The following is a 13,888-nucleotide window of genomic DNA, read 5'->3' as shown; positions in this document are numbered from 1 at the left end:
TTGCGACGCAACAAGGTCGCCGCGGGGAGCCGTCGGTTCGATTGTGTTGAAAATCCATGGCCGTTGGGTTTCACTCGACCGGCACGTGAAGCCTCGAGCCCTTGGACTGCCGGATGCAGGCGACGTCGAATTTTGGGGTGCAGGAGACGCACGGGATCCTGGACCGCTTCCAGGCCGAATTCCGTGGCTCGAGCGAGGGGCTCGGCTGGTCGTCGGCGTATGCCTCGGTCCAGCGCGAACGGCCGTTTGACGGGCATTTCCACGCGCTGTCGGACAATCTGATGGTGCTGCACCGGGGCGGCCCGGTCGAGATCACCTATGTGATGGACGGCAAGTCGGTGGCCCGCCACATCCCGCGCGGCGGCGTGTTCTTCCTGCCGGCCGGGCACAGCTGCAACGTGGTTTTGCGTGAGGCGCTGGAATCCACCCACATCTATCTGAGGTCCGACCTGTTCGCGGGCCGCGACGGGGCGTCCAGCCTGATCGGTGGGCTCGCGCCGATGCTCGGCGATCAGGATGCCGTGCTGGAGCATCTTGCCGCGGCGATCGGCGAGACCATCACCGGCGGCCTGCCGGCCTCGTCGCTGTTCGTCGATCCGATCGCGCAGGCGATCGCCAACCGCTTCGTCGCGATCAATTTCCACAAGCCGAGTGTTGAGGCCGGCAAGCATCCGAACCTGCTCAGCAACAGGCAGATGGCGCGCATCCGCGAATTCGTCGACGCCAATCTCGACACCGATATCCGGCTCGACCAGCTGGCGGAGCTATGCGGACGCAGCACCGAATATTTCGTGCGCCTGTTCAAGGCCACCAGCGGCGTCTCGCCCTACCAATACGTGCTCAATCTGCGCATCGAGCGCGCCAGGGCGCTGCTCGCCGACGAGACGCAGAGCCTCGCCGACGTCGCGCTGGCTTGCGGCTTCTCGCATCAGGAGCATTTTACGCGGATGTTCCGCCGCTTTACCGGCGTGACGCCGGGGCGCTACCGGCGCAGCCATTAGCGCGTAGCGGGCGGGGGCGGGCGACGGGCGCTGCCCCGCCGCATCCCGCCTGACGATTTTTCCGGTTTTGTGCAGATTCTCTCCGGTTTCGTGCAGGCCCGCGACCGCCGTCCGCCGCTAGCTTTCTCCCAACAAAGTGAAATTTGCCGGTCTGCCGGCTGGGAGAAATGCCATGAGCATCGCAGCGTCCGATGCCGTACGCCCGCCGATCGTGGCGGCTGGAGATGCCGGCAGCGGTATTTTCGCCTATTGCTCGCAGCAATATCGCGTGGTTTTCGGCGCCGGCACCGCGGCGCGGCTTGGCGAAGAGACCGAGCGCCTTGGTATCAAGCGGGCGCTGGTGCTGACCACCCCCGAGCAGCAGGATCTCGGACGCCGGCTTGGCGCAGGCCTCGGTGACAGGCTCGCAGGGTTGTTTGCCGGCGCGCGCATGCACACCCCGGTCGAGGTCACCAACGCAGCGCTTCGCATCGTTGAATCGCACGACATCGACGGGCTGGTCGCGATCGGCGGCGGCTCGACGGTCGGGCTCGGCAAGGCGCTGTCGCTGCGCACCGGGCTGCCGCACATCGCAATGCCGACCACCTATGCCGGCTCGGAGATGACGCCAATCCTTGGCGAAACCACGAACGGCATCAAGACTACGCAGCAGTCCCAGGATCTGGTGCCCGACACCGTCATCTACGACGTCGATCTCACCGTCAGCCTGCCGCCGCATGTCTCCGCCGCCAGCGGCCTGAACGCGATCGCTCACGCGGTCGAGGCGCTGTATGCGCCCGACGCCAATCCGCTGACCTCGCTGATGGCCGAGGACGGCATCGCCGCGCTTGCCCGTGCACTGCCGCGCATCATGGATGCGCCGGCCGATGCCGGGGCGCGGCGCGATGCACTCTACGGCGCCTGGCTGTGCGGCGTCTGCCTCGGCGCGGTCGGGATGTCGCTGCACCACAAGCTTTGCCACGTGCTGGGCGGCATGTTCAACCTTCCGCATGCCGAAACCCACGCGATCGTGCTGCCGCATGCGGCCGCTTACAATGCCGCCGCCGCGCCTGACGCGATGACGCGAGTTGCGCGCGCATTGCGCACGAGTGATACGCCGCAAGGGCTGTTCGATCTCGCGCGCCGGCTCGGACTACCGCGCCGGCTGGCCGACATCGGCATGCCCGAGGACGGCATCGCGCGCGCCGCCGAGATGGCGGTGCGCAGCCCCTATGCCAATCCAAGACCTGTGGAGCGCGTCGCGATCCAGGACCTGATCGCGGCGGCCTGGCGCGGTGACGCGCCCGCGCAGCACTGACATCTCACGATCAAAGGACAACACGATGGCCAATTTCAACGAGCATGATCTCACCGACGAGGTGATCCGCAGCTTCGCCAACACGCCGAACAAGCGGCTGAAATTTCTCATCGAGGAGACGGTGAAGTCGCTGCACGATCTGGTGCGCCGCACCGGGCTCACCTTCGAGGAATGGAATCAGGCGATCGAATTCCTGACCCGCACCGGCCAGACCTGCACGCCGCTGCGCCAGGAGTTCATCCTGCTGTCCGACGTGCTCGGCGTCTCGATGCTGGTCGACGCGGTCAATCACCGCGAGCGCGAGGGCGCCACCGAGACCACGGTGCTGGGCCCGTTCTATGTCGGCGAGCACCGCGTCACGCCGCACGGCGCCAACATCTCCGAGGGGATCGACGGCGAAGTGATGTTCGTGCAGAGCCGCGTCACGGATCTGGCCGGCAAATCGCTCGCTGGCGCCGAGATCGATGTCTGGCATGCCGACGATGACGGCTTCTACGATTCGCAAAAGGCCGATTACGCCACTCATGGTCCGTCGCTGCGGGCGCGCTTCGTCACCGATGCCGACGGCCGCTTCTCGTTCCGCACCATCCTGCCGTGCAGCTATCCGATCCCGACCGATGGCCCGGTCGGCGATCTCATCACCGCGACGAAACGCCATCCGATGCGGCCGGCGCATGTGCATTTCCTGGTCAAGGCCGAGGGCTACGAGCCGCTGATCACCCACGTCTTCCTCGATGGCGACGACTATCTGCGCAGCGACGTGGTGTTCGGCGTCAAGGACGAGCTGATCGCCCGCGTCGAGCCGAAAAGCGAACCCGTGCTGCCGAACGGCGAGCGCGTCGCCAGCCCGTGGCACCTGATGACCTACGACTTCCAGATGAAGCCGGGAGCCGGCCTGGTGCCGCAGCCGATGATGGCCGCGGAATAACGATCACAACCAACAACACGACCAAGGAGAGGACCATGACCAGCAAACCTGTTGAGACCGACGTGCTCGTCGTCGGCAGTGGCCCGGCCGGCGCGACCGCGGCGGCACTGCTCGGCATGTACGGGGTCAAGCACATCCTGGTGACGAAATACGGCTGGCTCGCCGACACGCCGCGCGCCCACATCACCAACCAGCGCGCGATGGAGGTGCTGCGCGATCTCGGCCTCGAAGACAAGGCGGTCGCGCAGGCGGTGCCGCAGCATCTGATGGCCAACAACGTGTTCTGCGAGAGCCTCGCCGGCGAGGAGTTCGGCCGGCTGTACTCCTGGGGCAACCATCCCTCGCGCAAGGCGGATTACGACCTCGCCAGTCCCGCGCGCATCTGCGACCTGCCGCAGAATTTCCTCGAACCGATCCTGATCGAGGCCGCCGGCCAGCGCGGCACCTCGCTGTGCTTCAACACCGAATTCGTCGACCTGGTGCAGGATGCCGACGGCGTCACCGCGACGGTCAAGGACCGCCTGTCCGGCGAGACCTACCAGATCCGCGCCAAATATCTGATCGGCGCCGATGGCGGCCGCAGCCGGGTCGCCGAAGTGATCGGGCTGCCGATGGAGGGCCAGATGGGCCGCGCCGGCAGCATGAACATCATCGTGCAGGCCGATCTGAGCAAGTACGTCGCGCACCGGCCGAGCGTGCTGTACTGGGTGCTGCAGCCGGGCGCCGAGATCGGCGGCATCGGGGCCGGCCTGATCCGCATGGTGCGGCCGTGGAACGAATGGCTGATCATCTGGGGCTACGACATCGAGCAGGGCGAGCGCAAGCTCAGCAACGACGAGGCGATCTCGATCGTGCGCAACCTCGTCGGCGACGAGACGCTCGAGGTCAAGGTCCGCTCGACCTCGACCTGGACCGTGAACGAGATGTATGCCGGCCATTATTCGTCGGGCCGCGTGTTCTGCGTCGGCGACGCGGTGCATCGCCATCCGCCGACCAACGGCCTCGGCTCCAACACCTCGATCCAGGATGCCTATAATCTCTGCTGGAAGCTGAAGCTGGTGCTCGAGGGCCACGCGGCGCCGTCGCTGCTCGAGACCTATTCGGCCGAACGCCAGCCGGTCGGCAAGCAGATCGTGACCCGCGCCAACAAGAGCATCGGCGACTTCCCGCCGATCTTCGAGGCGGTGGGCCTCGTCGCCTCGACCGATCCGGCGGAAGCGCGCAAGGCGATCGCGGCGCGCAAGGCGCCGACCGCCGAGGGCAAGGCGCGCCGCAAGAAGCTCTATGAGGCGATCGCCAACAAGAGCTACGAGTTCAACTGCCACGGCGTCGAGCTGAACCAGCGCTACGGCTCGGCCGCCGTGGTCTCCGACGGCACGCCGATGCCGGCCTTCACCAGGGATCACGAGTTGTACTATCAGGCCACTACCTGGCCCGGCGCGCATCTGCCGCATGTCTGGGTCGAGCATCAAGGCGAGCGCAAGTCGACGCTCGATCTCACCGGCAAGGGCCGCTTCACGCTGCTCACCGGAATCGGAGGCGAGGGCTGGAAGACGGCCGCGGCCGCGGTCGAGAAGGCCTACGGCCTGCCGGTCGACGTGGTGACGATCGGCCCGCAGGGCTGCGACGCGCTCGACATCTATGCCGACTGGTATCGCCAGAGCGAGGTGGACGAGGACGGCTGCGTGCTGGTGCGTCCCGACATGTATGTCGCCTGGCGCGCCAGGGAGGCCGCGGCCAATGCCAGCGATGTGCTGCTGGATGTGTTCGGCCAGATCCTGGGCCGCAGCGCGCAGGCGAAGGCCGTCGCCGCCGCGTGATGCGGCGCGACGCCGGCAATTCTTTTCAGAACCAAATGAACGGCAGCCGGCATGCGACCGGCTTGCCTCAAGGAGGGGAAAATGAGCAAGGATCTATTGAACGCAATGTCTTTCGATCGCCGCCGCGTGCTGCAGGGCATCGCCGGAGGCTTCGCCGCCGCAGGTAGCACGACATTGTTCGCGCCGGCCGTACGCGCCGCCAACAAGCCGATCAAGATCGGTTACGTCTCGCCGAAGAGCGGTCCGCTTGCGGCATTCGCCGAAGCCGACGATTTCGTGCTCGGCGAGTTCCGAAAATTCATCAAGGATGGCGTCAAGGTCGGATCGCAGACCTATCCGGTCGAGGTAGTGACAAAAGACAGCCAGTCGAATCCGAACCGCGCCGCCGAAGTCGCCAAGGAGCTGATCACCCGCGACAATGTCAGCCTGATCGTGGTCGGCGCGACGCCCGAGACCAACAATCCGGTGGCGACGCAGTGCGAGCTCGAACAGGTGCCGTGCATCTCCTCCGTCGCACCATGGCAGACCAACTTCATCGGTCGGCAGGCCAATCCAGGCGATCCCAAGAGCTGGAAGCCGTTCGACTACACGTTCCACTATTTCTGGGGTCTGGAGGACGTGATCGGCGTCTTCACCAGCATGTGGAGCCAGGTCGCGACCAACAAATCGGTCGGCGCGCTATTTCCGAACGATGCCGACGGCAATGCCTGGGGCGATACCACGATCGGCTTCCCGCCCGTGATGGCCAAGCAGGGCTTCAAGCTGACAGATCCGGGCCGCTTCCAGAACCTCACCGACGATTTCTCTTCGCAGATCGCGGCGTTTCGTGGCGCCGATGCCGAGATCATCACCGGCGTGATCATCCCGCCCGACTTCACCACATTCTGGAACCAGTCGCGGCAGAAGGGGCTGAAGCCGAAAGTCGTCTCGGTCGCCAAGGCGCTGCTGTTTCCGGCGTCGGTGCAGGCGCTCGGCAAGGGCGGCAACAACATCTCGACCGAGGTGTGGTGGACGCCGACGCATCCCTACAAGTCGAGCCTCAGCGGCGTCAGCGCCGCTGATCTCGCCAAGGGATATGAGCAGGCCTCCGGCAAGCAATGGACCCAGCCGATCGGCTTTGTGCATTCGCTGTTCGAGGTCGCGATCGACGCCATCAAGCGCTCCAGCGATCCGAGCGACGGCGCGGCGCTGGCGAAAGCGATCGGCGCCACCAAGCTCGACACCATCGTCGGCCAGGTCGCGTTCGGCTCCAGCGCGGTGCCGCCGTTCGCGGCGAAGAACATCGCCAAGACGCCGCTGGTCGGCGGCCAATGGCGGCTCAACGGCGACAGATACGACATGGTGATCACGGACAACAAGTTGGCGCCGCAGATCCCGCTCGGCGGCGACATGCAGGCGTTGAGCTAGCGAGCACGTCGCAGGCAAACCGTCGATCGAAGATGCGCGGCTCGTCCGCGCATCCCTCCAGACCAATCCATTTTTGTGAGCTGATATGCTCGAACTCCATTCCGTCTCGAAAAGGTTCGGTGCCATCGTCGTCGCCGATGCCATCGACCTGACGCTTTCGTCGGGCGAGGCGCTCGGCGTGATCGGTCCGAACGGCGCCGGCAAATCGACGCTGTTCAACCTGATCACCGGGCTGCTGCGGCCGGATGCCGGCCGCGTCGTCCTCGATGGCGTCGACATCACGGGTCTCCCGCCCGAGGCGCGCTGCCGCGCCGGGATCGGCCGTTCATTCCAGATTCCGCAGCCGTTCGATCATCTCTCGGTGTTCGAGAACCTGGCCGTCGCCGCCCAGTTCGGCGGCGGCCTGTCGGAGGCGGACGCGGTCCAGCATTGCGGCCGCATGCTTGATCTGACCGGCCTTGAAGCCAAGGCCAATCGGCTCGCCGGCAGCCTGCCGCTGCTCGATCGCAAGCGGCTCGAGCTGGCGCGGGCGCTTGCCACCAGGCCGCGCACGCTGCTGCTCGACGAGATCGCAGGCGGCCTCACCGATGCCGAATGCCATGAGCTGGTCGAGACCATCAGGACCATCCATGCCGAAGGCGTCGCCATCATCTGGATCGAGCATGTGGTGCACGCGCTGCTTGCGGTGGTGCAGCGGCTGGTCGTGCTCAATTTCGGCAAGGTGGTTGCGCAAGGCGTGCCCACCGAGGTGATGCGCTCGCGCGAGGTCGAAACCATCTACATGGGCGTGCCGGCATGACCGCGCTGCTCAACGTCTCCGCGCTCGATGCGTTCTATGGCGACTTCCAGGCGCTGTTCGGCATCGATTTCGAACTGAAAGAGGGCGAGGCGGTCGCGGTGATCGGCGCCAATGGTGCCGGCAAGTCGACGATGCTGAAGTCACTCGCCGGTCTCGTGAAGAACCGCTCAGACGCGATCCGTCTCAACGGGCGCGCGATCGGCGATGCGTCAGCCGCCAGCATCGTGCGGCTCGGCCTCGCGCTGGTTCCGGAGGGTCGCCAGCTGTTCCCCTCGCTCAGCGTCGAGGAGAACCTCCTGATCGGCGCCTATGGCGGCGAGCGCAGCGCTCCCTGGGATCTCGCCGCGGTCTACCGCATGTTTCCGGTACTGAAGGAACGGCGGCGCGGTACCGTGACGGCATTGTCCGGCGGCCAGCAGCAGATGGTGGCGATCGGCCGCGCGCTGATGTCGAATCCCTCGGTGCTGCTGTGCGACGAGATCAGCCTCGGCCTCGCGCCGATCGTGGTCGAGGACATCTACCGGATGCTGCCGCAGATCCGCGCCGGCGGCACCGCGGTCGTGCTGGTCGAGCAGGACATCGCCCGCGCGCTGCGGGCTGCCGACCGCTTCTACTGTTTGCAGGAAGGTCGCGTGACGCTGAGTGGGCGGCCAAAGGACGTGGATCAGGACGCGATCCGCGCGGCCTATTTCGGAGCATGAGGGAGCGATGAGCGGATTCGACACCATCATCGAAGGCGTGCTGCTCGGCGGCGTCTATGCGCTGTTCGCGCTCGGCCTGTCGCTGATCTTCGGCATCATGCGCCTGGTCAACCTGGCGCATGGCGACCTGATCCTGCTCGCCGCCTATCTGGTGCTCAGCGCCACCACCGCACTCGGCCTGCCGCTTGCGGCCGCATCCTTGCTGGTCGTTGCGACAATGTTCGTGCTCGGCTTCGTGCTGCAGCGGCTGGTGCTGGAGCGGGTGCTCGGCGACGACATCCTGCCGCCGTTGCTCGTCACCTTCGGCCTGTCGATCGTGATCCAGAATGGGCTGCTGCTCGGCTACGGCGCGGACAGCCGACGGCTGCAGGCCGGCGCCTTCGAATCCTCGTCGGTGACGCTGGCGCCGGGCCTCAGCGTTGGCCTCGCGCCGCTGACCGCGCTGGTGACGGCGATCGCCGCCGTCGCGCTGCTTCAGCTGATCTTCTATCGTACCTCGCTCGGCCGCGCCTTCCGCGCCACCGCCGACAATCCCGCGATCGCGCAATTGATGGGCGTCAATGAGCGCAATGTCTATGCGATCGCGGTCGGGCTCTCGCTCGCGGTCTCGGTGATCGCCGCAATCGTGTTCGGCATCCGCGCCAGCTTCGATCCGTCGATCGGGCCGGCGCGGCTGCTCTATGCGTTCGAGGCCGTGATCATCGGCGGCCTCGGCAGCCTGTGGGGCACGCTGGCGGGCGGCATCGTGCTCGGGCTCGCGCAGGCGATCGGCGGCCGGATCAATCCGGAGTGGCAGATCCTCGCCGGTCATCTCACCTTTCTTGCCGTGCTGATGGTGCGGCCGCGCGGTCTCTTTCCGGCGAGGCGGACATGAGCGTCGAGAGCATCGCGGTCCCGGCAAGCCGGGAGGAGTGCCCGGCAGGTGTGCCGGTGTGGCAAATCCGGGTCGGCACGCGCCTGTCGCGCATCGCGGCTGTGGCCGGCATCGTGCTGGTGGTGGCGCTTGCCGCGTTGCCGGCGATCGCATCGCGCAACCTGATCCAGGACCTGATCTTCGTCCTCACCATGCTGACGTTGGCGCAGCTCTGGAACGTGCTGGCCGGGTGGGGCGGGCTGGTGTCGGTCGGGCAGCAGGCGTTTGTCGGGCTCGGTGCCTATGCACTGTTCGCCGGCATCGTGATGGCCGGGCTCGATCCCGTTGCGGCGATCCCGCTGGCCGGTCTGTTCGCGGCACTGATCGCGGCGCTGCTCGGGCCGCTGCTGTTCCGGCTGGAGGGGCCGTATTTTGCGATCGGCAGCTGGGTCGCCGCCGAAGCGTTGCGGCTGATCTGCGCCCAGTTCAAGTCGCTCGGCGGCGGCACCGGGATGTCGATTTCGCCCGCCGAGCTGTCGCAGATGTTCGGGCTGAAGACGGTGCAGGCGCTGCTCGGCTTGCGCCCGGCGGCGGCGCGCGACGTGCTGGTCTACTGGCTGGCGCTGCTGCTCGCCGTGCTGGTCACGCTCGGCATCTACGCTTTCATCCGCTCGCGCCACGGCCTGGCGCTGGCGGCCAGCCGTGACAATGCGGCGGCGGCGCGCAGCGTCGGCGTCCGCACCGCGCGGATTCGCCACCTGCTGTGGATCGCGGTTGCCTTCGCCACCGGCATGGTCGGCGCGGTGGTCTATCTGCAGAAGGCGCGCATCTCGCCCGACGCCGCCTTCAGCGTCACCGACTGGACTGCCTATGTGATCTTCATCGTCGTGATCGGCGGCGTGCGCACCATCGAAGGCCCGATGGTCGGCGTGCTCCTGCTCTGGGGGCTCGTCACATATCTTGCCCAGTATGGCAGCCTCTATCTCGTCGTGCTCGGCACGCTCGCCATCCTGATCATGCTGTTCATGCCGCGAGGCGTGTGGGGCGCGGCGGCCCGCCGCTGGCAATGGCAGCTGTTCCCGACCCAGCGCTGGCTCGGCCGAACTTCCGGCACGAGCTAAAGCCTGATGAGATTGGCTGAGCCGGAACGGCGTCGAAAGTTGACCTCTCCCTTTGGGAGAGGTCGATTTGCGCAGCAAATTGGGTGAGGGGTCCCGGTGGATCGAGAGAGCAAGAGCCCTCACCCGGATTGGTTCGCAATCCGACCTCTCCCCGACGGGGAGAGGTGAACCGAGACCGCGCGAGGCCGATTCATATCCGGCAGCAACAGATTAGAACATCGTGTTGTTGTTCGCCGGATTTTCCGGGATCGGTTGCACCACGTCCCAATGCTCGACGATCTTGCCGTCCTCGAGCTTGAAGATGTCGACGATCGCATTGCCGCGGGTGCCGGGCTCGCGCACGGCGTGGACGTGCAGGATCACGTAGTCGCCGTCGACGAACGAACGCTTGATCTCGCTGTGCGAGTTCGGAAACTTCTCGCGCAGGAAGCCGATGAATTTGCGGAAACCTTCGGGGCCGTCGGCCGCACCGGGATTGTGCTGCACATAGCGGTTGCCGACATAGGCGAGCGCAGCATCAGCATCCTTCTGATTCAGCCCCTTGTCGTAGAAGGTGAGCACCGCCTTGCGGTTGGCTTCCTGCTGCGCCTCGCTGGGTGCGGCCATCGCCGACGAAGACGCAAGCGCGAGGAGGAGAGCGGCGACGGCTGTCCGTGGCCGGAGAAGGGTCTTCATCTGGTGGCTCCCGAGGCTGAGCGATGGATAGCGCTCTCTACAGTGTCCATGCCGCGCCCGGAAGAACGCACTCCTGGCTCACATGGTTACCCGCAGATACCGGCTTTATGCCGCCTTCGCCGCCGCCCCGTGCGCGTGCTTGTCGATGGCGTCGATGATCTCGGGCCACATCGGGATCGGCAGCGCATGGCCCATGCCCTCGATCATCAGAAGCTTCGCGCCGGGGATCGAGGCTGCGGTGTCCCTGCCGCCCTCGGGATGCACCAGCGGATCGATGGTGCCGTGGATCACCAGCGTCGGCGCCTTGACGCTGCGCAGCCGCTCCTTGCGGCTGCCGGAGGCGAGGATGGCGCGCAGCTGGCGGCCGACGCCCTCCGGATTGAGGCCACGCTCAAAGGTGCGCCGCGCGCGTTCGGGATCGAGCGCCTCATCCTCAGGGAACGAGCCGTTGCGCAACACCTTCCAGGTCTGCCCGTAGCGGACAAAATACTCTTCCTTGCTCTTCGGCGGCGGCGCCATCAGCACCGCGGTCGCCTCGCGGGTCGGTCCCGGGATCTTCGGATTGCCGGTGGTCGACATGATCGAGGTCAACGAGTGGACGCGCTCGGGAAAGGTGATCGCCACCTCCTGTGCGATCATGCCGCCCATCGAGGCGCCGACCAGATGCGCCGTGCGGATGCCAAGCGCGTCCATCAATCCGATCGTGTCCCGCGCCATGTCGGCCAGCCGGTAGGGCGCTGCCACAGGAATCTTCAGGAAGCGCAGCTTGATGAGCTCGAGGGCAGTCAGCCGCTTGCCGCCGCTCATGCGGGAAGACTTGCCGATATCCCTGTTGTCGAACCGGATCACGCGAAAACTGCGCGCGGCGAGCCGGCGGCAGAACTCGTCGTCCCAATGGATCATCTGGGCGCCGAGGCCCATGATCAGCAGCAGCGGCTCCGCATTCGCATCGCCAAATATCTCGTAGCAGATGTCTATGCCGTTCGCGCGGGTTATTTGCGGCAACTGATGGGCGGGCGTGGTCACGGGCGTCCTCTCCTGGATTCGTAGTCAGGAACCTGCATGCTGCCATGGATTGACGCAGCGCAGAAGAGCTTCGACGTCGCTGGGCGCGTCGCGCAGTTGACCGATCAATGGCAACAGTGTCGTATGGCACGAACAAACCGAAGCGCGACAAGCGCTCGAGATTGCTGTGGAGGAGGGCCACATGGCCGACAAGGGCAACGACCCTGCCGCGATCTGGCAGGCGATGATTGGCGAGATGGAGAAGGGGTTCAACTCCTTCGGCAACCAGCTGATGAGCTCGCCGGAATTTTCCAAGGTGATGAACCAGGCGGGCGGCGCCGCGGCCGGCGCGCAGAAGCAGCTCGGCGAGATGATGGAGAAATATCTGCTGGCGATGAACCTGCCGAGCCGTGCCCAGCTGGTCGGCATGGCTGAACGCCTGCAGTCGATGGAGAACCAGCTCAACGAGATCAAGACGCTGCTGCAGCAGGTGCATCACAATTCGCTGGCGCCGGACGACGGCCACGGCGCAACGCCACGGCCGCCGCGCACCAGGCGCCCGCCATCGGAGGGAGACAGCAAATGAATGCTCCCACCCCGTTTGATTTCGCCTCGATCTCCGAGCGGGTCCAGTCCGAGGTGCAGCGCGCGATCCAGCGCAGCATCAAGGGCGTCGAGTATTTCTCGAGCTCCGGTCCCTCGCTCGGCGGGACACCGAAGGACGTGCTGTATTCACGCGGCACCATGAACCTCTATCACTACCGGCCGCTGTCCGACGAAGTCTATCGCGTGCCGGTGCTGATCGTGATGGCGACCACCAACCGCGGCTACATCCTCGACCTGGTGCCGGGGCAGAGCTTCATCGAATTCCTGCTCAAGCGCGGCTTCGACGTCTACATGCTGGACTGGACCGCGCCGAAGCCCGAGGAGAAGTCGCTGCGCATGGAGGACTACGTCCTCGACTTCATCCCGGAATCGGTTCGCCGCGTGCAGCAGGATTCCGGCGAGAAGGACGTCTCGGTGATCGGCTATTGCTTCGGCGGCGTATTGTCGCTGCTCTATGGCTCGATCTTCAACGACGGGCCGATGAAGAATTTGATTTGCTTCACCACGCCGATCGATTTCCGCGAGATGAAGCTGTTCTCGAATTTCGCCGACCGCCGTTATTTCGATGTCGACCGCCTGATCGACAGCACCGGCAACATGCCGCCCGAGCTGATCCTGCAATCGTTCGACATGCTGCGGCCGGCTGCGCGCGTCGTCGGCCAGATCCAGCTCTGGGACAACATCTGGAACGACGAGTTCGTCAAATCGTACCGGATGTTCGACCGCTGGGCGACCGACACGCTGCCGCTGGCGGGCGAGTATTTCCGCGCCATCACCAAAGACCTGATGTGGGACAACAAGCTCTACAACGACACCATGACGGTCGGCGGCCGCGAGGCCAAGCTTGCCGACATCAAGGTGCCGATCCTGCATGCGGTCGCCGAGCACGACCACATCGTGCCGTATGACGCGGCAAAGCACCTCATCACCAAGATCGGCTCCGAGGACAAGGAAGAGGTGATGCTGAAAGGCGGTCACGTCTCGCTGGTCGCCGGCGCCAATGCAATCAAGCGGCTGTGGCCGAAACTGGACTCCTGGTTGGGCAAGAGATCGACATGACCGAACAACGTTCCTATCCGCGCCACGTCAAGACCGAGGCCGGCGACATCGAGTTCAGGCTGATGAAGCGGGCCGACGAGGCCGCGGTGCTGGCCTTCGCACAGAAACTGCCGACGCATGATCTGCTGTTCCTGCCGCGCAACATCAGCCAGCCGAAGGTGCTGTCGGCCTGGATCAACGAGATCGAGCGCGGCGACATCACGAGCCTGCTCGCGGTCAAGGACGGCACGGTGGTCGGCTGCGGCACCCTGGTGCGCGATCCGCACTCCTGGTCGCCGCATGTCGGCGAGATCCGGATGGTGGTCTCGCTCGACGTGCGCGGGCAGGGCGTCGGCCGGGCCTTGTCGCAGGAGACCTTCGCTATTGCCCTTGGCGCCGGGCTGGAGAAGTTCTCGGTCCAGATGACCGTCGACCAGCGGGCGGCGATCGCGCTGTTCGAAAGCCTCGGCTTCAAGGCGGAGGCCCTGTTGCGCGACCATGTCCGGGACGTCGAGGGCAAGACCCACGACATCGTCGTGCTTGGGCACAATGTGGCGCAGGTTCGGGCGCAGATGGAGGCCTATGGGCTACCCGGGGCGGTCGGTGGTGGCTGAATACCTCTAACTGCCGGTTCCGC

General features: G+C 65.7%; 14 protein-coding genes. 12 read left to right on the top strand and 2 right to left on the bottom strand.

What is annotated here, in order from left to right:
• Positions 1-113: 113 nt before the first annotated feature.
• The 9 genes from FBZ93_RS06260 to FBZ93_RS06220 all read left to right on the top strand — a co-directional run bounded on the left by FBZ93_RS06260 (position 114) and on the right by FBZ93_RS06220 (position 9,927).
• Positions 114-1,001, top strand: coding sequence for a helix-turn-helix domain-containing protein (locus tag FBZ93_RS06260; protein ID WP_146985070.1), 888 nt, complete (start codon positions 114-116; stop codon positions 999-1,001).
• A 172-nt stretch (positions 1,002-1,173) separates the two neighbouring features.
• The gene (locus tag FBZ93_RS06255; RefSeq protein WP_146985069.1) at positions 1,174-2,298 is read left to right on the top strand and encodes a maleylacetate reductase; all 1,125 of its coding nucleotides are present in this window, start codon (positions 1,174-1,176) and stop codon (positions 2,296-2,298) included.
• Between the two features lie 25 nt (positions 2,299-2,323).
• Entirely contained in the window at positions 2,324-3,226 is a 903-nt protein-coding gene (locus FBZ93_RS06250) for an intradiol ring-cleavage dioxygenase (protein ID WP_146985068.1), read from the top strand.
• Positions 3,227-3,261: 35 nt separating this feature from the next.
• Positions 3,262-5,046, top strand: coding sequence for an FAD-dependent oxidoreductase (locus FBZ93_RS06245; RefSeq protein WP_146985067.1), 1,785 nt, complete (start codon positions 3,262-3,264; stop codon positions 5,044-5,046).
• Between the two features lie 81 nt (positions 5,047-5,127).
• Positions 5,128-6,453 carry an ABC transporter substrate-binding protein gene (locus FBZ93_RS06240; protein WP_433995383.1) on the top strand — a complete coding sequence of 442 codons (1,326 nt, stop codon included), beginning with the start codon at positions 5,128-5,130 and terminating at the stop codon, positions 6,451-6,453.
• 85 nt (positions 6,454-6,538) lie between these two features.
• The gene (locus FBZ93_RS06235) at positions 6,539-7,252 is read left to right on the top strand and encodes an ABC transporter ATP-binding protein (RefSeq protein ID WP_146985066.1); all 714 of its coding nucleotides are present in this window, start codon (positions 6,539-6,541) and stop codon (positions 7,250-7,252) included.
• Positions 7,249-7,953, top strand: a complete 705-nt coding sequence (locus FBZ93_RS06230; protein WP_146985065.1) for an ABC transporter ATP-binding protein — start codon at positions 7,249-7,251, stop codon at positions 7,951-7,953. The genes FBZ93_RS06235 and FBZ93_RS06230 overlap by 4 nt, the downstream gene beginning before the upstream one ends.
• A 7-nt stretch (positions 7,954-7,960) precedes the next feature.
• Positions 7,961-8,827: a branched-chain amino acid ABC transporter permease gene (locus FBZ93_RS06225; RefSeq protein WP_146985064.1), complete on the top strand. Its 867-nt coding sequence runs from the start codon at positions 7,961-7,963 to the stop codon at positions 8,825-8,827.
• On the top strand, positions 8,824-9,927 hold the full coding sequence (locus FBZ93_RS06220) for a branched-chain amino acid ABC transporter permease (protein ID WP_146985063.1): 1,104 nt from the start codon (positions 8,824-8,826) through the stop codon (positions 9,925-9,927). The genes FBZ93_RS06225 and FBZ93_RS06220 overlap by 4 nt, the downstream gene beginning before the upstream one ends.
• 210 nt (positions 9,928-10,137) lie before the next feature.
• On the opposite strand, the gene FBZ93_RS06215 is transcribed toward FBZ93_RS06220, so the two are convergent.
• The gene (locus tag FBZ93_RS06215) at positions 10,138-10,533 is read right to left on the bottom strand and encodes a nuclear transport factor 2 family protein (RefSeq protein ID WP_433995389.1); all 396 of its coding nucleotides are present in this window, start codon (positions 10,531-10,533) and stop codon (positions 10,138-10,140) included.
• 174 nt (positions 10,534-10,707) lie between these two features.
• The gene (locus FBZ93_RS06210; protein ID WP_146985061.1) at positions 10,708-11,628 is read right to left on the bottom strand and encodes an alpha/beta fold hydrolase; all 921 of its coding nucleotides are present in this window, start codon (positions 11,626-11,628) and stop codon (positions 10,708-10,710) included.
• 181 nt (positions 11,629-11,809) lie between these two features.
• Here FBZ93_RS06210 and FBZ93_RS06205 point away from each other — a divergent pair, with 181 nt between their 5' ends.
• Genes FBZ93_RS06205 through FBZ93_RS06195 form a run of 3 tightly spaced genes read left to right on the top strand, consistent with a single transcriptional unit; the run spans position 11,810 to position 13,865 of the window.
• Positions 11,810-12,193 carry a hypothetical protein gene (locus FBZ93_RS06205; RefSeq protein ID WP_146985060.1) on the top strand — a complete coding sequence of 128 codons (384 nt, stop codon included), beginning with the start codon at positions 11,810-11,812 and terminating at the stop codon, positions 12,191-12,193.
• Complete coding sequence (locus FBZ93_RS06200; protein ID WP_146985059.1) at positions 12,190-13,272, top strand: PHA/PHB synthase family protein; 1,083 nt, start codon at positions 12,190-12,192, stop codon at positions 13,270-13,272. The genes FBZ93_RS06205 and FBZ93_RS06200 overlap by 4 nt, the downstream gene beginning before the upstream one ends.
• Positions 13,269-13,865 carry a GNAT family N-acetyltransferase gene (locus FBZ93_RS06195; RefSeq protein ID WP_074130324.1) on the top strand — a complete coding sequence of 199 codons (597 nt, stop codon included), beginning with the start codon at positions 13,269-13,271 and terminating at the stop codon, positions 13,863-13,865. The genes FBZ93_RS06200 and FBZ93_RS06195 overlap by 4 nt, the downstream gene beginning before the upstream one ends.
• The last annotated feature ends 23 nt before the right edge of the window (positions 13,866-13,888 follow it).

Source organism: Bradyrhizobium macuxiense, from assembly GCF_007993935.1.
In the GTDB taxonomy this organism is placed as follows: Bacteria; Pseudomonadota; Alphaproteobacteria; order Rhizobiales; family Xanthobacteraceae; genus Bradyrhizobium; species Bradyrhizobium macuxiense_A.
The sequence above is the reverse complement of the archived record's forward strand: the minus strand, read 5'-3'. Positions and strand labels throughout refer to the sequence as shown.